Source organism: Parabacteroides timonensis, assembly GCF_900128505.1.
Lineage (GTDB): Bacteria > Bacteroidota > Bacteroidia > Bacteroidales > Tannerellaceae > Parabacteroides > Parabacteroides timonensis.
This window is the reverse complement of record NZ_LT669940.1, coordinates 305,841-330,459: the sequence shown is the minus strand read 5'-3', so window position 1 is coordinate 330,459 and position 24,619 is coordinate 305,841. Positions and strand designations below refer to the sequence as shown.

Annotated in this window: 12 protein-coding genes; 7 read left to right on the top strand and 5 right to left on the bottom strand. The window is 40.8% G+C overall.

The features are described from left to right. The first annotated feature begins 346 nt into the window (after positions 1-346). The 3 genes from BQ7394_RS02175 (at position 347) to BQ7394_RS02165 (ending at position 6,017) form a co-directional block, all read left to right on the top strand. Positions 347-2,746: an ABC transporter permease gene (locus tag BQ7394_RS02175; RefSeq protein WP_075555868.1), complete on the top strand. Its 2,400-nt coding sequence runs from the start codon at positions 347-349 to the stop codon at positions 2,744-2,746. Between the two features lie 19 nt (positions 2,747-2,765). Continuing rightward, on the top strand, positions 2,766-5,174 hold the full coding sequence (locus tag BQ7394_RS02170; RefSeq protein WP_075555867.1) for an ABC transporter permease: 2,409 nt from the start codon (positions 2,766-2,768) through the stop codon (positions 5,172-5,174). Between the two features lie 447 nt (positions 5,175-5,621). After that, positions 5,622-6,017 (top strand): HU family DNA-binding protein, encoded by a 396-nt coding sequence (locus BQ7394_RS02165; protein WP_075555866.1) that lies wholly within the window; start codon positions 5,622-5,624, stop codon positions 6,015-6,017. Between the two features lie 92 nt (positions 6,018-6,109). Here BQ7394_RS02165 and fsa read toward each other — a convergent pair whose 3' ends face one another. Then, entirely contained in the window at positions 6,110-6,766 is a 657-nt protein-coding gene (gene fsa / locus BQ7394_RS02160) for a fructose-6-phosphate aldolase (RefSeq protein ID WP_075555865.1), read from the bottom strand. A 577-nt stretch (positions 6,767-7,343) separates the two neighbouring features. Here fsa and BQ7394_RS02155 point away from each other — a divergent pair. The 4 genes from BQ7394_RS02155 to BQ7394_RS02140 all read left to right on the top strand — a co-directional run bounded on the left by BQ7394_RS02155 (position 7,344) and on the right by BQ7394_RS02140 (position 14,133). Then, the gene (locus BQ7394_RS02155; protein WP_082211628.1) at positions 7,344-7,865 is read left to right on the top strand and encodes an RNA polymerase sigma-70 factor; all 522 of its coding nucleotides are present in this window, start codon (positions 7,344-7,346) and stop codon (positions 7,863-7,865) included. A 53-nt stretch (positions 7,866-7,918) separates the two neighbouring features. After that, complete coding sequence (locus BQ7394_RS02150; RefSeq protein WP_075555864.1) at positions 7,919-9,079, top strand: FecR family protein; 1,161 nt, start codon at positions 7,919-7,921, stop codon at positions 9,077-9,079. A 113-nt stretch (positions 9,080-9,192) separates the two neighbouring features. Next, positions 9,193-12,444, top strand: a complete 3,252-nt coding sequence (locus BQ7394_RS02145) for a TonB-dependent receptor (protein WP_075555863.1) — start codon at positions 9,193-9,195, stop codon at positions 12,442-12,444. Between the two features lie 21 nt (positions 12,445-12,465). Then, the gene (locus tag BQ7394_RS02140) at positions 12,466-14,133 is read left to right on the top strand and encodes a RagB/SusD family nutrient uptake outer membrane protein (protein WP_075555862.1); all 1,668 of its coding nucleotides are present in this window, start codon (positions 12,466-12,468) and stop codon (positions 14,131-14,133) included. A gap of 52 nt (positions 14,134-14,185) precedes the next feature. Here BQ7394_RS02140 and BQ7394_RS02135 read toward each other — a convergent pair whose 3' ends face one another. The 4 genes from BQ7394_RS02135 to BQ7394_RS02120 form a co-directional block, all read right to left on the bottom strand. Beyond that, on the bottom strand, positions 14,186-18,136 hold the full coding sequence (locus tag BQ7394_RS02135; RefSeq protein ID WP_075555861.1) for a hybrid sensor histidine kinase/response regulator transcription factor: 3,951 nt from the start codon (positions 18,134-18,136) through the stop codon (positions 14,186-14,188). 77 nt (positions 18,137-18,213) lie between these two features. Continuing rightward, a complete protein-coding gene (locus tag BQ7394_RS02130) occupies positions 18,214-19,914 on the bottom strand; it encodes a hypothetical protein (RefSeq protein WP_075555860.1) in 1,701 nt (566 codons plus the stop codon). 55 nt (positions 19,915-19,969) lie between these two features. Beyond that, on the bottom strand, positions 19,970-21,523 hold the full coding sequence (locus BQ7394_RS02125; protein WP_075555859.1) for a RagB/SusD family nutrient uptake outer membrane protein: 1,554 nt from the start codon (positions 21,521-21,523) through the stop codon (positions 19,970-19,972). A 23-nt stretch (positions 21,524-21,546) separates the two neighbouring features. Further along, entirely contained in the window at positions 21,547-24,615 is a 3,069-nt protein-coding gene (locus BQ7394_RS02120) for a SusC/RagA family TonB-linked outer membrane protein (RefSeq protein WP_075555858.1), read from the bottom strand. Positions 24,616-24,619 lie beyond the last annotated feature (4 nt).

Genomic DNA, 24,619 nt, shown 5'->3' with positions numbered 1-24,619 from the left:
TTCTTTCCTATATGAAAGGGGTTAAAACCCACAGAGGAATCCGGCAAAGCCGGAGCATTTAATCTATCCGTCGGTTAAAAACCGACGGCAAAAGAGAGCCTGCGGCATGAGGCAGAGCTTCATAAAAGACTCAGTTTTTTCTATCTCCGAACGCGAAACCCATCTGTCAACTGTCACTTGTCAACTGTCAACTGAAAAATTATCATATAATCCATTGTCAAATATTTAGACAATTTTACCGTGAACCCTGATTATTTCCGTTTATTCCTTGCCCCGCAGAAAGAAAGGGAATAGATTTGAAATGCCATTCTGAAAAGAAGAGCATGAAATACACAATATACAATCTATGAAAGCAGTCGCATTAAAACTTGTATTTCGCAGTTGGTGGCGGAATAAGACATTCTCCATCATTTCTATTGCCAGCCTGGCGATAGGCATTGCCTGTACGAACCTGTTAACCGTCTTTACCATTCACGAATACGGCATAGAAAACGGGAATCCCAATAAAGAGCGTATATGGATGCTTAACCAAGATTCGCCGATGGCATCCGGAGAAAAGGTACAGTATGCCGACAAATCTATCCCGCCTATGCTTAAAGAAAATTATACGGAAGTAGAAAGTTACCTGCGGATGGCAAGTCAATCGGTCAAATATATCTCTGTCGATCAAGTAAAACATTCCCCGATCAACCTTACGGCTGTCGACCCGTCTTTAACAGACTTTTTCCCTTACAAAGTACTGAACGGTAATCTGAACGAGGCTTTGACGCAACCGGACAAACTGGCGCTCACGGAAGAAACGGCCCGGAAACTTTTCGGGAAAGCCAACCCGATCGGTAAAATCATTTATTTCGGTCTTCCCAACGATGACTTCGGCACAAAAGACAACCCTAACACCGAGCACGCTTACCAGGTTGCAGCCGTCATTGCCGACAGGGAACAGTCTTTCTTACACCTGGAGGCTGTAACCGGAATTACCGATTCTTTCTTTGGAGGCCCCTGCTTACTGCTTATGAACAAAGCCATCGACCAGGCAACTTTCGAAGCACAATTGAAAAGAGACAAAGTCCCTACTTTACAAGGAGATATAGGCAACTATTACCTGGCGACTTTACAGGAAAGCTATTTTCATGCAGCCAAACAACAGACACTGGATTTCATCAATTACCGGCAGCCGACATTACTCTATGTAGGGTTGATTTCCGCCATCCTGATCCTATTGATCGCCTGCTTCAATTATATCAATCTCAACTTCTCCCGCCTGCTTCAACAAGTCCGGATGATTCATACGCAAAAGCTGATGGGTGCCAGCCGGCAGGAGATCAACCGGCAGCTTTTCCTGGATACGTTCCTGACAGTCATCATTGCCTTCTTTTGTTCTTTGCTGATTACACATGACCTGCTACCGGTATTCAACTCGATAGTGAACAGCCGGTTACACACTTCTTTCTTTTTCAACTGGCAGACATTACCCGTTATCTGCGGCTTTATCCTATTATTATCCATCGTTCCGGCGGCCTATATGGGACGGAAGATATCCGGATTCTCAGGTTCCGGCTATCGTGAGTTTTTTACCGGAAACAAGAAGAGAAAGATCGTGACTTCTTTATCCATAATACAATACGTTATCTCCATCGGACTCATCATCGCGACATTGACGGTAAACGACCAGCTCCATTTTATCCGCCAGGGAGGCGATAACTACAAGAACCTGATCGAGATAGGCGACTGGATGGAAGACGGTTCGTACATACGTCCTTTTGCCCGCGAACTGAAAAAACACCCGGAAATAGCCCAGGCATCGATTGCCGGAGGTTCTATCCTAAACAGCTGGATACAACAGGTTGTCCTCACCGATGAAAACGGCAACGAAAAATACACCTCGCAAATCAACTATTTCGGTGAATCCGATTTTCTGGATGCATTGCAACTGAAATTGAAAAGAGGACTTCCTCCCGACAAGGCAGTAGAGAAATATGCACGTCCGGTCTACGTCAACGAAAAATTTGTCGAACTATTGGTCACAAAAGGCGAAGACCCCATCGGTAAACCATTGAATTCCATCGATAAAGATCTCAACAAAAGCTATACCGATACTGACAACCTACCGGTCTCCACCATTGCGGGTATTGTCGATAATCTATACACCAACACACTCGAACAGGAAGTAAACCCGTTCACCATCCAGATCAACAACAGTCCGGACAATGCCTTCAATTATATCTATATACGCCTCAACGGCAATCAGGAAAAGGCTCTCGCCACCGTACGGGAAGTATGGAACAAGGTAAACCCGGGTCAATATTTCACTTACCGGGATGTGTACAGGACTTTCCTGCAACGGAACGAGAAAACAACCGAACTCTCCCGGCTATTGTTGATGTATTCCGTTATCAGTATCTTTCTAACTTGCTTCGGCCTTTTCGGAATGGCACTCTATGCAACCGAACAGCGTACCAAAGAGATCGGCGTACGGAAAGTGAACGGAGCGACCAGCCCGCAGATCATGCTACTGCTCAACCGTCAGTTTATCGCCTGGATAGGTTCCGCTTTTATCATTGCCATTCCTATCACCTGGTTACTCTTGAACCGCTGGCTGGAAAACTTTGTCTACCGTACAGATATAAGTCTCGGTATCTATCTGATAAGTGGGCTTTTTGTCCTGTTCATCACCTTATTGACTGTCTGTTGGCACAGCTACAAGGCGGCCTCGGCCAATCCTGTGAAAGTATTAAGAAGTGAATAAACTAAATATCAATCAGAATATGAAAGCAGTTGCATTTAAACTCGTCCTGCGAAGCTGGTGGCGAAACAAGACCTTCTCCATCATTTCCATCATCAGTCTGGCAATCGGCATTGCCTGTACGAATATGCTGGCTGCTTTTGTCATCCATGAATACAACCTGGAAGCGGATAATCCGAACCGCAGTCATATCTACATGATGGACCAGGATTCCCCTTTGCAACCGGGCGAGCGGGTTTGCTTCACTGTCGGCAGTATTCCTGTCGAAATAAAGGAGAAATATCCGGAAGTAATCGACTATCTGCGATTAAATAATATCGGAATGGATTATATAAAGGTAGACAACAACCATTTCGACCCTATCACAATTGTGACAACAGATTCGTCTTTTCCCCGTTTCTTCCCTTACAAAGTAGTAACGGGAGATTTGAACGAAGCGCTGACACAACCGAACAAGATTGCGCTGACAGAAGCCTGTGCCCAAAAATACTTTGGCAGCAAGAACCCAATCGGCCAAATAATCACCACAGGCCAGAACAGCACGACCACGGTACACAAAGAAGACGGCACCATTGAAACGGAAGCCAACGAAACGAGCTATCAGATTGCAGCCGTCCTCCAATCGCACGACCAGTCTTACCTCAAATTCGAGGCATTAACCGGAAACGGAGGCACAACCAACGGCGGATTATGCCTCCTGATGACCGACCGTCCCATCGACACAGACAAGTTTGCCGAACAGATAAATAAAGACGGACTGCATACGTTTGTCCCAGATGGGAAATACCAGTTTTATACCTTACAGGAAAGTTATTTCCGAAAATACACACAGGAAGGTTTCACATTCCTCAACAGCCGCCAGAAGACATTGCTTTATGTGGGAATGATTTCAGCCGTTCTAATCCTGCTGATCGCCTGCTTCAATTATATCAATCTCAATTTCTCCCGCCTATTGCAACAGGTGCGAATGATTCATACCGAGAAACTGATGGGTGCGACGAAAAAGGATATCAACCAACAGCTATTCCTCGATACATTCCTGACTGTTATTACGGCCTTCCTCTTATCTCTGTTGATTACGCACGACTTAACTCCGGTATTCAACTCTATCGTCTCCGGAAATATACATACCTCCTTCTTCTTCAACAAGCAGGCTTTTCCGGTTATCATCCTGTTTATCTTCCTCTTATCCATGATTCCGTCCATTTATATAAGCCGGAAGATAAGTAAGTTGTCCGCCTCCGGCTACCGTGAGTTTTTCACTGGAAATAAAAGAAGAAAGATTGTTACCGCTCTTTCCATCGCACAATATACCGTATCCATCGGATTGATCATCGCGACGTTCACGGTAAACAGCCAGCTTCGTTTTACACAAAAAGGCGGAGAAGGTTATCGTGACTTGATAGAGGTAGGCAACTGGGGAACAGACAATTCTTACTTACCGGCATTTGTGCACGAAATCAAAAAGTTACCCGGAGTAGAAAATGTTACACTCAGCGGCGGTCCTTTACTAAATATGGGACTTACTACCGTGAATGTCAAGAATCCCGACGGCAGCGAAAGCATTTATATGAAAGCACAGTATATGGGAGGACGTGACTTTCTGAAAACATTCAAAATCAATCTTATAGAGGGAATAGAGCCGGATAGGGCACTCGTACAATACCAAACTCCGGTTTACATCACCCGAAAATATGCAGACCTTCAGGTTCCTCCCGGAGAAGACCCGGTTGGTCAGCTACTAAGCAAATACGACAAGGATAATGAACAATATGGAAAGAGCAGTGATTCTCCCCAACCGGTTATTGCCGGCATTACCGAAAATATATTTGCCAATTCGCTTGAAGAAGATGTTTTCCCCAGCATTATTTACATTGGGCAGGATGACGACAAAAGATATTCCTTTGCAGAAATCAAAGTGGGGAAAGAACGTCAGCAAATCATCGCTGCCATCGGAAAGATATGGGAAGAGATGAATCCGGGACAACACTTCACTTACCAGGATGTCTTTAAGGAGTTTATGCAACGCAACAGCCGGACAACCGAGCTGGCGGAATTAATGATCATGTATTCGCTGATCAGTATCTTCCTGACTTGTTTCGGCCTGTTCGGTATGGCTCTATATGCCACGGAACAGCGCAAGAAAGAAATTGGTATACGGAAAGTGAACGGAGCCAGTACGCTAAAGGTCATGTACCTGTTAAACAAACAGTTTGTTGGCTGGATCGGAATAGCTTTCGTTATAGCCGTTCCTATTAGCTGGCTTTTTCTCAACCGCTGGCTGGAAAACTTTGTATATCATACCGATATATCGGTCTTCCATTTTCTATTGAGTAGCATTATCGTGTTATTCATCACGTTATTGACTGTCAGTTGGCATACTTACAAAGCCGCTTCGGGAAATCCGGTCAATTCGCTGAAAACAGAATAACACCAATCAAAAAGGGTACGCTCCCGGATACGAATATCCGGGAAAGGATTGATTTGGTAAAGGGATTCATAATTTCTGTTCTTCAAAGAACTAACTCTTCCCTTATAAAGAACTGCTTTTTACTCTATAAAGAAGTATTTCTTTTCATGCAGATAACTACTATATATACTGTACTATTTATAAATAATAACCTGTACACCTTATCATAAGTATTATGTACTACTTATATAGTATATAGTGTACAGTATATATAGTACTTGTCTACATACCGGAAAATACTTCCCTATACACTTCCGGTTACTTCGCTATACAATTTCGAACACTTCTATACACTTAAAGATTTCGGGATTTATATGAATATTTATCGGGGTTATGAAAATAAAAGCCTATCTTGCAGTAGTTAATCTGTTAAACAGAACTTGTATAATCTAATATAGATATGACACAATGAGTATAAGGTATAAATTTACCCCCATCTGTGACAACCTGAATAAGGAAGGGGAAAAAGTAAAAGGCTATTATCCACAGGTAATCAGCCGCGGAACGATCCACAAAGAGAAGTTCTTCGACTATATTTCGCACGGTTCGATTCCTCTTCGGGCTCAGTTATCATATTCATGGACGTTGATCGAGGACAGTATTATCGACCTCCTGGAACAAGGGTTTGATGTTTGCTTGAATGATTTCGGGACTTTTTCCGTCTCGGCTGAAAGTGATCCGACCGAAAAGAAGAATGAAATACGTGCGGAGTCTATCACAGTGAAAGGTCTTAATTTCCGTGCCTCCAAAGTAATCAACAAAAAGTTGAAAGGAATAAAGTTCGAACGCGATCCGGAAAAGTGATTTTGAAAGTTGTATTTTGCATAAATACTTCATGAAGATGTGTCAAAAATAAATAAACCGAACACACCTTCATGAAGTCTGATATGTTTCTGTTATCCGTTCACTTTCTTATAATCAGCCAGGAAAGTAGCCAGACCGCTATCTGTAAGCGGGTGTTTCAACAGGCCTTTAATAGCAGCCAGCGGACAGGTTGCCACATCGGCTCCCGCCTCGATACACTGAATAATATGCTGTGTACTACGGATGGAAGCAGCAAGCACTTCGGTTTCGTATCCATAATAGGTATACATCTCTACGATTTTCTTCACCAGTTCGATACCATCGCTGGAAATATCATCCAGGCGGCCTACGAAAGGAGAAACATAACTCGCTCCTGCTTTTGCCGCCAAAAGAGCCTGCCCACGGGAAAAGACCAATGTACAATTGGTACGAATTCCCTCATCGGAAAAATGTTTGATCGCTTTGATTCCGGCTTCTATGCAAGGAACTTTCACTACGATATGCGGATTCAAGGCAGCCAGTTCCTTACCCTCTTTAATCATCCCTTCATAATCGGTAGATATTACTTCCGCACTGACATCACCGTCTACGATCTCACAAATCTTTAGATAATGTGCACGCTGGTTCTCCACTCCTTTGATCCCTTCTTTGGCCATTAAAGACGGGTTGGTAGTAACACCGTCCAATACGCCTAAATCGTTTGCTTCCCGAATCTGATCCAGGTTCGCCGTGTCGATAAAAAATTTCATGTTTTATATGTTTATAAATGGTTCTATTTAGATAACATATTCACTGTCGTATAGTTTATTTCCGGATGGGCTATTTAGAATGTTGAAAAAGATTAATATAGAAAATTATAAACAGCCAAGGTACAAAGAAAGAATACGACAAAGCGAATTATATCATATTATTACCTAGAAACCAATTATTTACAAAAGGTAAATAAATAATATCAATAGGGACGAATTGCAATAGTTCTATAAGAACTATGTACCACAGTATGCAAATATAGTCTATTTTTGAAATGATAGGTTAAATGTTGAAGAATAATCCCACCTTGTAATATTCTTTTGTTAACGATCATATAAACTAACAACTTTCATACGATAATAATTTACTCAACCAACAAATCATTTATTGGTTATCAGACTGTTACATCCATGCATAAGCATTAGTTCTTATAGAACTAATATAAATAACACAAAAATATACACAGTTAAAGTATAAGGAAAGTTTACGATTTCAACAGAAATTCAAAGCAGCACAGCTAAAGATTGTAGCTAATACTTACGGATTGTTACACATTTATTAGAGAACAAACTATTTATGCGAATAGCAGACGGACAAGTTTTTGAAAAATTATTCCGGGAATATTATTCTCATCTTTGCAATTATGCCGGCAAATATATTGCCGACAGCCAAGTCAGGGAAGATATTGTTCAGGTATTTTTCATTTCTGTCTGGGAGAAAAAACATCTTTCGATATCACAGGAGACCTTTTTACCATACGCTTACCGTTCTATAAAGAACAGTTGTATAAACTACTACAAATCAGAGATCATCAAAGAAGATTTCATCGCGACTCTGACGGATGAATGGAGTGACCAGCTAAATGAAGAAGAGGACTTTTTATATCAGAAAGAGGTACAACTGGCCTTGCAGAAACTTCCTGATAAATGCCGGAAAGTATTCCTTTTGAAATGCGTCAGTGGACTACGTTATAAAGAGATAGCCGATGTTTCCGAAATATCTGTAAACACTGTAAAATATCATTTAGGAGAAGCTTTCCGAATCATGCGTGAAGAACTAAAGCATCTCACATTTTTATTTTTTCTGATTTTTTTCTGATTTCACCTACCCATTTTCCCTTCCTCAATTGTCAATATACAAAAAGGAAGAAAATGACATCTGAAACAATATATCAAATAATTCTCTCATCCCTGGCAGGTGAAGCCACTGAAGAAGAACTGCTCTGCCTGTCAAAATGGTTGGAGGAGTCTGACGCGAACCAGGCAGAGTATGCAAAAATCCAAAGATTGTATCAGAAAACGTCACTAAAAACAAAAGAACAAACGTATGATGTAGACAAAGCCTGGCAAAACATCCAAAAACAAACAGTCCATAAAAAGAAAAACATATTTTTATGGCTGGGCTATGCGGCAATGCTTGCCATTGTTCTTTCCATAGGCATCGTATTCTTTACCAATGAGCACCAAACAGCTCCTATCAGTAAAGTCAATGTGAATGATTATGACCAACCGACTTTATTACTGGAGAATGGAGAAACGATCAAGTTGAACGAAGGATCGTTTGCCAGACAACAAAAACATATCACCATAAAAAATGATGCTGAAAAAAAGCTCGTTTATGAAACAAAAGACAAAATTGCTGAGAATAAAATACAGAATAATCATATTATCATCCCAAAAGGAAAAACGTATCAACTGATCCTTTCCGATGGAACTCACATTCATTTAAACTCCGAATCAGAATTGATCTACCCGACATTGTTTACAGGAAACAAACGAGAAGTAACTTTAATAGGCGAAGCCTTCTTTGAAGTAGCAAAAGACAAGGAGAAACCATTTATTGTAAAAGCCAACGAAATGGAAATAAACGTATTGGGAACGACTTTCAATGTTTGTTCTTATGCAAAAGACAAAACAATAAGTACAACCTTAATCGAAGGCTCTGTTTCAGTGCGTGCTAATCAGGGGGACACACAGATAATCACACCTTCCGAACAGTTTACCTATAACAAAGAAAACGACCGGACAAATATCCGGATAGTGGATACCGAACTTTATACCTCATGGATCGACGGCAAATACATCTTCAAACATGCAACACTGGATGAAATAATCAACAAACTTCAACTTTGGTATGACTTTACAGTGGTTTATCAGGATGAGAATTTGAAAAACAACCGCTACTCACTGATTGCCGAAAAAGATACAGACCTTGACAAGTTGCTGGAAGTTATCAGTTATACTTCAGAAGTCAAGCTAGAGAGAACAGGAACTAATACTATTAACATTAAAAAAATAAAGGAGGAGAAATGACGTAGAAAATATTTATTATGAAAAACAACAAAGGCAGTATGGATCAGATACCGCCTCTGTAACAGATTAAAAACAATAGTTTCATTTTCGTTTAACCTGTAAATTACAAATTTATGGAAAAAAGAATATCGGAAGACTTTTACAAAGCACAAAAAGTCTTAAAACGATCATTATTTTTATTATTACTTAGTGGCTTATTATCAACAGTTTCTTTTAGTGCACATGCATTTGAATCGCTTTTAGAACAAAATCATCCTTTAAACCTATCTTTCAAAAATGCACGGATAGAAAAAATACTGGATGCTATATCGCAGCAATCCGGTATTAAAATCGCCTATAGTACGGAAGAGCTGGCAGGTGATAAAAGCGTATCTGTCAATATTCGTACTTCAGACATAAAAGAGGCATTGACGGCTGTGCTCGGTAACAACTATACTTTCAAACAGATAGATAATTATATTGCTATCGCCAGAAAAGAAAACGAACAACCTGCCGTTAGCCAGACAGATGACAGGGCCTGGACTATTCAGGGTCAGGTTCTGGAAAATTCGGAACCTCCGTTTCCTTTGGCCGGCGTAAATATTACTATTAAAAACACTTCTTTAGGCACAGTAAGCGACCAGAACGGTTATTTTTCAATTAAGGCCAAACGAGGTGACATTCTGATTTTCAATTATCTTGGTTTCAAACCACAAGAATATGTCGTCAACCGTGCAATCAGTAACCTGACTGTTTCCATGTCGGAAGACACAGAGGAGTTGGACGAAGTGATTGTAACGGGATTCTCAGAAGAAAAGAAGTTAAACTCGATCTCTTCTGTCGCTTCGTTAGACATTTCCAAAAACCTGAACAGCCGCCCTATCACAAATCTGTCGCAATCATTACAGGGTGGTATCACCGGTTTAAATGTGACACAGGGTTCCGGCCTGCCGGGAGCAGATGGTGCTTCGATTAAAATACGTGGTATCTCTACACTGGGAAGCAGCGATCCGTTGGTATTGGTCGACGGAGTCCCCATGGATATGAATAACTTGGATCCAAACACCATTGAAAGTATTACCGTTTTGAAGGATGCGGCGGCAGCAGCGATCTACGGTTCACGTGCAGCAAATGGTGTTATTGTCGTAAAGACAAAACGTGGTGTACCGGGTAAGATTAATGTCTCTTACAATGGTTACTACGGTATTCAGAAAGCAACCTATCTTCCGGAATTCGCCAATGCGGCAGAATACATGCAAATGGTCAACGTAGCCCAGAAAAATATCGGAGGTTCGCCGACTTTTAGCGACGATGCGATCACTAAAACACTTTCCGGAGAAGATCCTATCAATTATCCGAATACCGATTGGACTGACTATATGTTTAAAAACGGTTCTGTTCAAAGTCATTCCGTTTCCGTATCGGGAGGTGGTAACCTGGCACGTTTTGCCTTGACGGCCAATTATCTGAAAAATGACGCATTGATAGATAACACGAATTCAGACCGACTGAATATTCGGGCAAACACGTCTGTCAGCCTGTTAGATAATTTATCTGTAAACATGGACTTCAATTCATACCGTACCAACCGGGACGAACCATTAACAGGCGTATTGGATTATCTGTATTCAACACCTCCTACAACAGTAGCACGTTATCCGATGAAAGAGGGTAACAATCAAGTCTATTATGGAAACCGTCCGGAACAACGAAACCCGGCAGCTTTGATGGAACGTGGAGGTATCAGAAATTATCTGGAAGACAATGTCAGTATCAATATTGCTCCCCGTTGGGAAGTGATCCCGAATTTAGTTTTACGTGGCCAATATTCTTATCGGGTAAGCAGTAGTGCCAAGAGAGAGGAACGTGCAGCCTGGAATTTCTTCGATTACAATTCCGGAGCATTCTTGCAAACATGGTCGGCTTATCACGGAGCGGAAAAGGGACGTTCCAGCTACTACTATATCGGAGCTACTGCAGAATATACTTTAGAACGCAAAAAGCACCGTCTGTTCGCTATCGGAGGATACAATCAGGAGTTAACGAACGACGGTGACTGGGATCAATGGGCCATGGCTTCTTTATTTGCAAAAGCGAATTACACATACGACCGTCGTTACCTGATAGAAGGGACAATTCGACGGGACGGTTCTTCCCGTTTTGATAAAGGTAACAAATTCGGAGTATTCCCCTCTGTTGCAGCCGGATGGAATATTCATGAAGAAGCATTCATGAGACCACTCAAGAGTAAACTGAACGAATTCAAACTTAGAGCTTCTTACGGATTACTCGGTAATGAGAATATCGGGTTATACAAATATCAGACGCTTATCGATGGGACAAATGGTAATGAAACAGTATTCGGAAATCCGGATATCACATGGGAAACAGTACATATGTTAAATATCGGTACAGATATCCGTTTATTCAGAGACTTTGCCGTTACATTCGAATATTACGACAAGAAAACAACCGATATGATTATAGAACCTCCTATTTCCTTTATCGGTGGCATCGGCTCTGCTCCTATCAACTCAGGAACGGTACGTAACAGAGGTTGGGAACTGGATGTGAATTATGGAAAACAACTAACAAAAGACTTTGGTTTCAACATTCATGGAGGCCTATCCCAAAACAAGAATAAAATTGAAGAATTATTCGGAGCTCCTTATGACAAGGGAAATAGAATCAATCAGATAGGATACGCTTTAGACAGTTATTATATTTATCCTACCAACGGCTTACTACAAGAAAGTGATTTCACTAAAAATGAAGCCGGAGAATGGATACCCAAAGAAGGTGTTGTTATTTTCGATGGCCAGCAGCCTGGTGATATTCATTACATTGACAGAGACAATGATGGTAAAATTACAACAGGTGACCGGGAAATCAGAGGTTCGGAACAACCAAATCTAAGTTACTTTGCCAATATTTCTTTAAATTATAGAAAATGGAGTCTGGATGTATTGTTTCAGGGTGTAACGGGTGTGGATGCTTATTACTCGGAACCTTTTTCATTTGGTCTGAACACATCCGGTGACGGATCTACTCCATTGAAAGCACAACTGGACTACTGGACTCCGGAAAATGTCAATGCACGTTATCCGCGACTTGCTCCTAATTCTTCTTATGGAAATAATTATCACACATCCGACTTCTGGTATTTTGATGCCAGTTTCTGCCGTGTTAAATCCATACAGTTAGGCTATACATTCGATCAGTTGGGACTAAAGAAAATTGGGATCACTAATATTTATGTGTATCTAAATGCACAAAACCCATTCACTTTTGCAAAAGAAAAGCTAACAGATCCGGAAAACCGCGGTCAAAGAGGTTCTTATCCGCTTGTCCGGACATATTCTGCGGGTGTAAGTCTTAATTTCTAATCCGATTATAAATTTCAAATTATGAAACTGAATACAATATCAACAGTAAAAATAGCATTACTATCCTGCACAATGTCAATTTTTAGCGGATGTAATGATTTTTTGGAAAGAAATCATCCAACAGAGGTTTCCGACGACCAATTTTGGGCCACCATGAACGAATGCTCTGCGGCATTAGATCAATGCAAGCTTTGGATAAAAGGTGCGTGGGGAGGCGATGAATTGAGCCTTGTCTTCCTGGAAGGAGCAACCGATAACATGTACTTTTATTCTAATTTCGACCAACGTATAGTTAACTTAGGTAATGGTTCGCTCGTACCTCCCACAGACAACAACAAACCGACCGGTTGGGAGTATTATTTTGATGCCTGGAAAAACTATTATCTTCGCATACGACGCTGTAACCGTTTTCTGGAGCACGTTGATAATGCATATTTTGCAGATGAAAGAGAACGTACAAGAATGAAGGCTGAAGCTAAGATCTGGCGTGCATGGTACCATATCCGTTTACTCAACTGGTATGGCCGCAACGATGGTATACCTATTGTAGAAGAATCATTGCTGCCAGTCGACATCTACAAAGCTCGTAATACCGTCAACGAATGTCTGGAATTTATCAATCGTGAATTGGATGAAGTACTGAGTATTACAGATAATGATGTATTTCCTTTCTTATGGGATGAAGGACGTCGCGATCGTATGTCAAAAGCTACCACTTTAGCATTGAAAATGGATATTAACCTACAATTCCATCAATACGATATAGCAAAAGATGCGGCAAAAAAATTAATCGACTCCGGTGTTTTTGAACTCTATTATTCATCTTCGGAAAACGATGATCCCGGTAAAAACTACCACGATTTGTTCAGTTATGTGGGCGAGCAGAACAAAGAACGAATAATGTTCAAATCCAACGGATTGGATAATATATGGTTTCGAAATATGTCTACCATACTGGGAGGACAGGGCGTAAGTGCACCATTAAAATCATTGATCGATACATACGAAACAATTGATGGAAAAACAATCCAGTCTCTTCCGGCATCAGAACGCGAACAATATCAAAAAGATCCGTTATATAAAGCAAGAGACCCTCGTTTGTATGCAACGATTTTACTGCCGAACGATAATACGTCGATCTCCAATTACACATTTGAGCCGTTTAATCCCAATAGTAGTGACTACATAGGAAAGAGTGGAGCATCCCGTTCCGGTTATTTAGTAAAAAAGTATATCGACGAGCAAGATCGCGCATCAGCGGGAGGTAGCCTTGATTTCATGATCTACCGATACGCAGAAGTGTTATTGGATTACGTTGAATGCCTGGTAGAAACAGGAGACTGGCAAAATCCGGATGTAGAAAAATACATTAATATGATCCGCCATCGCGCCGGTATGCCGAATATGGATAAATCGGTTTACAATACACAGGAAAAAGTACGTGAATTATACCGTCGCGAACGCCGTATTGAACTTAGCTTCGAAGGCAAACGCTACGATGATATCCGCCGTTGGAACATCGGAAACGAAGTGATGAAAGGCACAATTTACGGAGCCTGGAACCCCAATGACAATTCATACGTTACAATTGAAACACGTAATTGTATATTTCCTAAATACGATTCATGGCCACTGCCACAACAGGAAGTGACAGCCAACCCGAACATCAGCCAACCTACCGGTTGGTAATGAATACAAAAGAGGAAATCCTTTAACAGGATTTCCTCTTTTCTTTTGTTTCTTACTGATTCCTATAATCTTTAGGAGATACGCCATACTGTTTTAAGAATTCACGATAAAAATAAGACTTATTGGAAAATCCGGATTTAAACATAATTTCCGATACGGTAAATTTTGTACTCCGCAATAATTTAGCAGCATATTCCAATCGGATATTTCTAATAAACTCACTGGGAGTTTTATCCATTATTTCCTTAAACTTACGATATAAAGTAGCTTTGCTTACTCCAATGAAATCGGCAACAGCAGAAGGGCTAAGCGCCTCGTCATCTATGTTCTCATTGATAAAATCAGTTACATTTTGGATAAGAGCCTCGTCTTCCGGATGAAGAATAAATCCGTCTTTGACCTTCAGAGACGACAGACTCGAATTGAAATAGTCCTTTAAAAGAGCCTGCCTCGACAACAGATTCTCTATGGTCGATATGATTTGCCGCGGATGGAAAGGCTTTCCTATATAGGCATCCGCCCCATGATTATAAGCATTGACCTGATCGCTGACCGATGCTTTCGCCGATATTCCAATAATCGGGATATAGCTTGTCTTTACATCAGATTTCAGGTGGTCGATCAAAGTGATTCCGTCCATATCGGGCATAACCATATCACTAATGATGATGTCCGGATGATTTTTCTCTATTTCCTTAAGGGCTTCCAGGCCATTATTTGCCTCCCGTATATCATAATCCGATAAAATATCCTTCAACAGACTCCGGATATTTTTCTCGTCTTCTACGATCAGGACCTTCACTTCCTTATGAAGTTCCGGCTCTTTTCCCATTTTTTGTTCTTTTTGTATGACTTCTTCATCAATTATAATAGAAGAACTATCCACAGATAAAGATGGAATACTTACCTGGAATTCGACATACTTACCCAATTCGCTATTTACTTTTATTTCTCCTCCCAATAATTCGGTCAGGCTTTTGGTCAGGTTCAGACCGATCCCGTTACTGACTGAGTTATTCAAACGCGGCGTATCAAAGATTTTGAACTTATCGAAAATTTCGGACATCTGCTGTTCGGTTAACCCTTTCCCCGAATTTCGAATAATCAAATGCAGTCTATTGTTTTGAGTCGCATCCTGAAATACTTCCAAACGGATATATCCATAACCCGGAGTATATTTAAAAGCATTGGATAAAAGATTGAAAACAATCTTCTCCAAAGCATTCCGGTCCGAATAGATCTGAGTGGTATCATGTATATCGATCTTGAAATCGATCTTGTTTTCCTTCAGTATATCCACATAATTGCCGGATACAGACTCTATAAATGACTCGACCTCCATATTTTCTGGATGCAAATCCATATTACCGGACTTAGTCTTACGGAATTCCATAAGTTCACTAATCAGCTTTTGCATCCGCTCTGCGTTATTTTTTATAATCAACAAATATTTCTCCGTCTCTTTATCCAGCCCCGACTGTTCCAACAAATACTGGACAGGAGTATAGATCAATGTCAACGGGGTAAAGAATTCATGAGCCACATTGGTAAAGAAATTCAGTCTCGACTCGTAAAACTTTTGTTCATGCTGTTTCTCTATCTGTGCAATCAACACCTGGCGGTTTAAGCGGATGCGATTCTTTATCACAGACCTGGTAATGAAAAATAGAATTAAACACAAGACCCCATAGACAACCAAAGCCGGGATACTGAACCACCACGGATATCCCATCTTTATAATCAGCTTATAAGTATTGTCACCCCAAACTTTATCGCCATTGGTGCTCTTCACTTCAAGCTGATATTTTCCCGGTGGAAGTTGGGTAAAAACTATATTGGGATTATTACCTACATAAATCCAGTTATCCGAATGATTTTTCAACCGATAGGCATATTCACAATTATCATTATTAATGAAGTCTTTAGCGATAAACGTAAAAGTCACGAACTTCTCCTCATAATTGAGTTTCAAGACATCCTGTTTTATCCTGTCATGGATATTCTGGACACTATCGTAAATCTTCAGACTGCTGAGGACGAGCGGAGGTGTAAACTCACGTAAATGCATATTTTGCGGATTGAAGTAACTTAATCCACTTACGCCTCCAAAATATAAAAATCCTCTACTGTCCTTAAAATAAGCACCATCCGAAAATTCATCGTTTTGCAGTCCGTTCCTAAATGTATAATTTTCAATCTTATTATCCGGGATATTCAGATTGGATAATCCCTGATTCGTACTAAACCAGATATTCCCGTCATCTCCCTTCAATATGCCATGGATTGTCTTGTTGTTCAGCTGTTCATTGGCATATTGGAAAAGTTGAAGATCCCCCCCCTGATTATCCAGCCTGTTTAACCCATAACTAGTTCCTATCCAGATATTATTCTCATCATATAATAAAGACAATACGTCATTATTGGTCAGTAAAATATTCGTATCGATATCTTCCAGTGAGCAGATTCCGTTGTTGGGAATATCGATCCGGTTCAATCCGCCGCCCCGTGTACCAAACCATAAAAAACGGTCATCGGGGCTTGAGGTAATAGCATAAACCACGTCATTATTCAATGAACTGTTTTTATCGGATGAAGTATATTGCCGGAAACCATCTACCTTATATACACCATTTTCTTTCGAAATATTCATTTTAATTAATCCATAACCGGAAGTTCCTATCCAGAGCAGCGAGTCGTTATTCGTAAAACAAATACTGTAAACGGCTTTAAACGCCGGATACTTATCCGGGACTTTCAGTTTCAATAATCGACCGGTTCCAGCCTCCAGGATATTAATACCCGCCCCTTCCGTACCGATAAATACATCATCTGATCCGTTCTTCCTCATCGTGTACACAGAGTTGGATATCAACCCTTTACTCTCATCCAGAAAATCAGACAGTCGCTTTGTCTCCGTATTCAGTAATTTTACTCCGCTACCTTTTGTTCCTACCAATATATTATCATCGACTTCACAGAAACTTCTTACGGGATGAAGCGTGTGAACCGTCCGGAAGATAGAATTATACGAGTACAATTGTGCTAATCCCTGCCCGTCGGTACCGATCCATAATATACCCTGGCTACCCGGATAAATAGTAAACACAGATAGCTGCCTGGGCAGTTCATCCAGATACGAATAGGTCTTTCCATCCAGATCATAGACGATACACCCTCCTTCTATAAAACTAATATAAAGCTTCTTACCTAATAATACCGTCTGTGAAACCGAATTACGAATATCCAGTTCTACACAATGTGAAACAGTAAAATCAGGATTGAGTAGATACAGGATATTCCCCTCATTCAAAATGAGGGTGCCGTTCGATCTGAATATCTTATTTACAGGGCCAGCCGTGGAGACAGACTGTAAATCCGCCTCCTTAAGCTCACCTTGTATCCGGTTGTAATTCAACTGTTTTACATTTCCATTCTCAAACAAGAATATAATATTCCCGGTATCATCCGTACAATAATCTTTTACCGTATCCGTAAAAGTCGTTTTTACCGGATTGAATTCATCTGTCTGTTCATCGTAACGAAACAAATATTTCCCCCTGACAAAACAAATGATCTCTTTCCCTCCTATGTTTCCCAGAATAAATGATTTTTCCTGATTGGGTATTTTATTATCCGCTTGCAGATAATAGCGGGTTATTTGATGTGTCTTCTTATTCAAGCGGTTTATACCATTATCTGTTGCAATCCACAAATAATCTTCTTTTTCTATGAGCTGCCTGATAATATTATTACTGATCGAGTTCAGATTACTTTTACTATATCTGAAAGTGAGTATATCTCTCCCATTGAACGCATTCAGTCCATCCCATGTTCCTACCCAGATAGTATGCTCATTATCCTCTAAAATACAATTAACCGAATTATTTGTCAACCCGTCTATGTTTGAAATGTATTTCAAAAGGTTAGAAGCACTGATATTTTCCGGAGAGAAACATGAAACAAAAAGAATGAAACATATTTTTATTACCAGCGAACTTTTCATGCAAGTGTATCTTATTTATGGCACTTAGAACAGTGACAAATATAAAGAATATATTTAGAATAAATAGGCTAAATATGTTACAGAGAATAGTCGATCACATCCTGACCGATCATCAACTTTCCTTTTTTCTTTGTCCTGACAGCCGAAGAAGGGAGGCAAACAATCGTTACCGCTTGATCGGCCTGTAAGCAAATGGCCACTTTTCCCTGGCAATTTTTCCGGAGATACTGCTTCGACACCAAATCATACAGGTCGACAGGTGCTTCGACATCCAGGTTCAAAGTAACGGTCTTGTCTTCAAAATAAGGATTGAAGATTAAATAGGTCGGATATTTCCTGTCGGAATAGAAATCGGTGGCATTACAATCCAATTGAAGAATACCTTCCACATCGGTCGTGTCGACAATAGCCGCCAGCATTCCTACCCATGCCGAACCATACAGGCAGATATCTGTCGCAGACGACATTGTTTTTACCTGGTCGCCTATCGCATAAGGACCTTCTTCAGCCAATAACCCCTGAAAAGGTTCGAAATGATTACCATGTTCCAGATCCTTCCTCAAACCTTCATAACATATTACATGCTGAGGGTCTCCCAGCCAGATAGAACTCGACTGACGGTTACGGGGGTGTTCATCCGAATAAAACAAACGGCATGCATTAGCCAGGTTCAAAATCCATTTACCGATTGTTGCAGAATAAGCCGGATTATATTTGACAATAGGGACGAGTGCTGCAGCCTGTGAGAAAGTATTCATAGCAAAGGCATACTGTTCTTCTTTCTTTTGTCCTACCAGTCCATGCACATCATATTTATTCCAACGTTCACACATTACTCCCCATCCATCTCGATCGGAATTGTTTCCGTCAAAACACCAGTTCAACATTTTCAACTCATCATAATGAGTACCCAGTTCTGCATTCATTCTGACAGCCAGGTATGCACCATAAGGCATCATGATCTCATAAAAGGTTCCTTCCGCTTCTTGACGGTTCTGTAGAAAAGCCATGCATCGACGAGCCGCATCCAAATACTTCCGATCACCGTATTTTATCCAGGAAATATATTGCAGCCATGCAAGCCCGGCTGCTGCATCGGGTTCACGCCATACATTATTATGATACCCTTTACGGTTCTTAAAGTCAAATGCCGTAAAGTTAAAATCAGGGTATTCTCTTCCCTGGCTTAAATCATCGATTGCTTCGAGCCAGTTATCCACAGTTATTTTCATCGGCTCCTGCATTTCTTCTTTGGCCGGATATAAATCGACCAGCATGGAATAAGCCATTGCAGGCCATATCTCATACCAGAAACTTTCGCCGGCCTTCCTGTTCAGTCCGTTTAGAATAAGGTTTGTCCCATTCTTCTTATTAAAGAACTGACGTATCATTGTCACATAATCTTCTCCCTGATAGTTACTTTTATCTATCTTGAGCAAACTCGCGCTAATCAGGGAACCCATTGTCGGCAACGATTCATAGGTGTTTCCTCCCAAACGCCTTTTATCCACATAACTGGGAAGCCCGAATGTCCGGAAAGGGAAATTAACCTGCGAGTTATCCCACCAGATAAGAGGAAGGTTTTGCCCTTTAGCATTGAAATCATAAAATAACTTATCCTGCTGTGTGGCAATATCTTTCCAGTTTTTCATCTTATAAGGGAAAGGCATATTCGGCATATACTGTACAAGACGAATCTCTTTTTGCTTCACCTGACTTTGAACGGATGTGCCGGTCGACAAGATCCCGGCCAATAAAATCAATACGATCTTTTTCATGATTAGAAGGTTAAAAAAGGGCGAATATAATCCGCCCTTCTATTTATAATTAGATTTAATATCCCGGATTTTGTGAAAGAACATTCTGACTCTTATCTCTTTCCCCTTGTGGTATCGGTAAGAGATAGTCTCTTGAATCCTGGAAGTTCGCACCTTTATCCGTACTGTACTTGGCAGCATATCCGCGCATGACCTCGCCGAAACGTTTCTGCCTCATCAGGTCATCACGTCGCCATCCTTCCATTGCCAACTCACAACGGCGTTCATGCCAGATGATCTCTTTCAGCTTTTCTTTGTTGGTCTCCGTAATATCCGGTAGAGAGGATGATGTAACAGCCGGTACGTAAGCCTGTTTATCTCTACGAGGGTCCAAAGGATTCGTTTCACGGGCTCTTCTCCTGACGTCGTTCAGGTAAGTCAATGCCTGCATCGATTTGCCATTTTCATTCAAAACTTCGGCATACATTAAAAGAACATCCGAATAACGGATCAACCGGATATTGTAACTGATCATCCACACATCAAATCCCGTTTTCTCAACCATAGGAACAGTCATCTTATAGTCGTGATATCCGCTCTGTGATTCCGCATTATCCTGATCTTCCGTATCGCCCACATAGCGGTCGCCGGTTTGAGTAAAGACATAAGTAATACGAGGATCATCTGCATCGAATGCAGCATAGAGGTCTTGTGTCGGAACATGGAAACCATATCCCTGATAACCGCTTACACGACGGCTGGTGAAGAAATGAGGAACATTTGTCCCGGTAGCAATCGTCTTGTCATAGACTTTATTAGATATCTCGAACACAGATTCCGTACCATTTTCATATTCCTGACGCCAATTCATTCCATAATCTGAAAGTAGGCTATAATCCTTATCTACCTCGACAATATCATGCAATACAGCTTCTGCCAAACTAAAATCACCTTTAAACATATAGGTCTTTGCAAGCATAGTCTTTGCAAAACCACGTGTCACCCGATAAGCATCTTCCGCCCCATAAAATCCTTTTGCAGGAAGTTCAGATGCAGCAGTCAGGTCATCGATAATAAATTCGTATACTTTTTCTACCGGAGAACGGGGAACCATCAGAATTTCAGCGGGCAGCATAGGTTCTGTCAACAAAGGGACTTCACCAAATGTAGTGACAAGGCAATAATAACCAAATGCTCTCAATGCTTTCGCCTCATTTGCATAACGGGTCAACGTCTCTTTGTCACCTATTGCATTCGGGGCATAATGAATAACATCGTTACAGCGGTTAATCAACCTATATAAAATTTCCCAGCGGCGACCTACCTCGCCATTGGTTGTATAAATCGTAAAATTCGCCAAGTCGCGTACTTCACCACGGTCACCGTCGCCACCGCCACCTTTTAATGCATCATCGGTAGTACAATCTCCTATAAAATAGTGATTCAATGCATATTCGTTCCAGGTTGTGCGCAATTGCAGGTAAGCCCCAGTCAACGCCTGTTCAATATCACTTTCTTTCTGGTAATAATTATCACTTGTCGTTTTACCATAACTTGGTTCATCAAGAGAGCAGCTGTATAATCCTAGCCCTGCAAGTGCCCAACAGATTATTAATATTATTTTTTTCATACTTTTTTTCTTTTAGCATAGATTTAAAACTGTAAATTAACTCCGAAAGTAAAAGTTCGCGAAGAAGGATAGCGGGTTGCGTCAACTCCCATATTCAACGGACTGTTAATTCCTAACTCAGGATCAAGACCGGAATAACCAGTCAGAGTAAACACATTCTGTCCGCTTACATAAAACCGGCAACTGGAGAATAGTTTTGTTTTCTGACAAACAGCAGCCGGTATCGTATAACCGATTTGCATATTCTGCAGACGTAAATAAGAACCGTCTTCCACATAGAAAGAAGAACTTCTCATATTATTATTGGAACTGGAATTAGTTATACGCGGATAGACAGCGCTGAAGTCCCCATCTTTAGTCCATGCCTGCGTATAAGCATCAGCCAATGCATTCTGACGTCCTGCTGAAGCCAGATTTCCTTTCGCTACATTCCAAATATCGTTACCGATAGTTCCCTGAAATGCCATACTGATATCGAAGTTCCTGTAGCTGAACCCTAAATTAAAACCATAAATCAAATCCGGGTTCGGGTCACCGATGAATGTGCGGTCATCATCATCATTCAATGCACCGGACTCTCCCAGTTTGGCAAATTTGAAATCACCGGGCTGTGCATTAGGCTGTATCTTCGCTCCATTCTTATCGACATAATTGTCGATCTCCGCCTGATTCTGGAATATACCAATCTGTTTATACCCCCAGAAACGTCCGATCGGACCACCGACATACGTACGGCTGACATCTCCACTTAAATAATCGGATGTCAGTTTAGTCACTTCGGTTTTATAAGTGGACATGTTTAAACCAACATTATAATGGAAGTCATTACCTATCTGGTTACGGTAATTGAGAACTAATTCCAGGCCTTTATTTTTCAAGTCACCGGCATTAAAGAACGGGCTATTGGGAAATCCTCCGAAGGAAGGGATAGGCATATTCAGCAACATATCCTTGGTCTGTTTCACATAAAAGTCCAGACTCATATCCAGGCTATTTCCGAAGAACGACATATCCAGACCGACATTGGTTTGCTGACTGGTTTCCCATTTGATATCCTTATTTCCCACATAGGTCGGAACATATCCCTGTGCATAACCATTACCAAAATACCATTGCATTTCGTCGTTCGTCCCAATCAGGGTCAGCGGGGCATCCCTGTCGATGCGCTGGTTACCGTTCTGTCCCCAACCTACACGTACCTTTAGGTTAGAAATCGTGTTTTCAATATTCAAATTCTTGAAAAAAGCTTCGTTATTGACTCTCCACCCCAACGATACCGACGGGAAATATCCCCAGCGGTTACTACTTGCAAATCTGGAAGAACCATCAGCACGGAAATTCACCGTAGCCAGGTATCTGTCATCATAGACATAATTGATACGTCCCAAATAAGACAGCATGGAAGAAGTTATTTTATTACCAGAAGTTTTATCACCCAATGTCTGTGCATCCAGAATATGATAAATATCATCATTGCCCAATGCATTTCTTTTGAAAGCATTGATGCTTTCCGCACTATTTTTCTCATACGTCATTGCCACCAAAGCGTCAAATTTACTTTTTCCCACACTGGCATTATAGTTAAGTCGCTGTTCAACCTGATAATTGAACGTCAAGGAACTATTATTATTCAACTGGGTCTCGGTACTGTATTTACTTTCCTTGTTTGCCAGATTATCGTCAGAGAAGATAGATGAATAAACCGGACGAAAATCCTTGAAGGTGTCGTGATATCTTTCAAAACTATATTGTACACGGTAACTCAATCCTTTTAATAATTTCACCTGTGCGAATACATTTCCAAATGCATTAAATATATCATTATATCTGTCAGGAAGTTCAAGCATGGCTACCGGATTCGGATCATAAGACCATTCCGTAGGAGCGTACTTATTATATTCGTAATTTTCCGAAAGCGGATCTACCAATGGATTTATAACAGGGGTAAAAGGGTCGGCTTTCTGGATGAAATCGAACGAAGGAATTGCGCCTGCATCCCGTTTCTTGATCTTTGCCAGATTGACATTCGCTCCCACCGTAATAAAATCATTAATATCATATTCCTGATTCAGCTTCAATGAAAGTCTTTTAAATTCAGTAGTAATAAGAGCACCCTGATCGTCCACATATCCCAGGCTAAGAGACGACCTGGACTTATCGGTTCCTTTACGGATACTCAAATTATAATTCTGATTAAAAGCCGTACGGGTAACTTCATCCCACCAGTTTGTATTATACCCCTTCTTATATTGGTTGGTAAACAGGTTTTTCATAGAAGACTGGAAACTTTCATCATTCTTATAAGCTTCCATAATGAAGTTATAGTACTGATCGCTATTCATCATATTCAGAGCCTTATAACTGTTTTTAATGCCGACATAAGCATCCAGTGTGACGATTGTCTCACCTTTCACGCCTCCCTTGGTCGTTATTAATATCACCCCGTTCGAACCTCTTGAACCATAGATAGCACAGGCAGAGGCATCTTTCAATACTTCCATCCGTTCAATATCGGAAGGATTCAGGCTACTTATGTTATCCATAAACTGTCCATCAACAACATATAACGGATTGTTATCATTGACAGTACCTAATCCCCTGACGCGAATTACCGCGTCAGATCCCGGTTGTCCGGAACTGGCAGCAACAAATACACCGGCTGCTTTACCTGTCAATAACTCGGAAGCATTGGAAACGGCATAGTTCTTAATATCTTTGCTGTTAATAGATACCAGCGATCCGGTAAGGTCGCTTTTTTTCTGAGTACCATAACCGATGACAACCACCTCGTCCAACTTATTGTCGGATACAAGATTAACATTATAGACTCCACTTTTTGCAATATTCAATGTCTCTGTTTGATAACCTACATAAGAGAATGAGACCTGATTTGAAGAGATTGTAAAAGCATATTTCCCATCAATATCAGTTACGCTACCATTCGTCGTTCCTACCTCGAGAACGGTAACCCCGATCAAAGCTTCGCCGGTATTACTATCGTATACCGTACCTGAGATATTCTTCGTTTGCTGTGCAAAAGCATCTAAGCTAAACAAAAGAATAAAAGCTAATAATAATAAATGTTTGCTCATAATA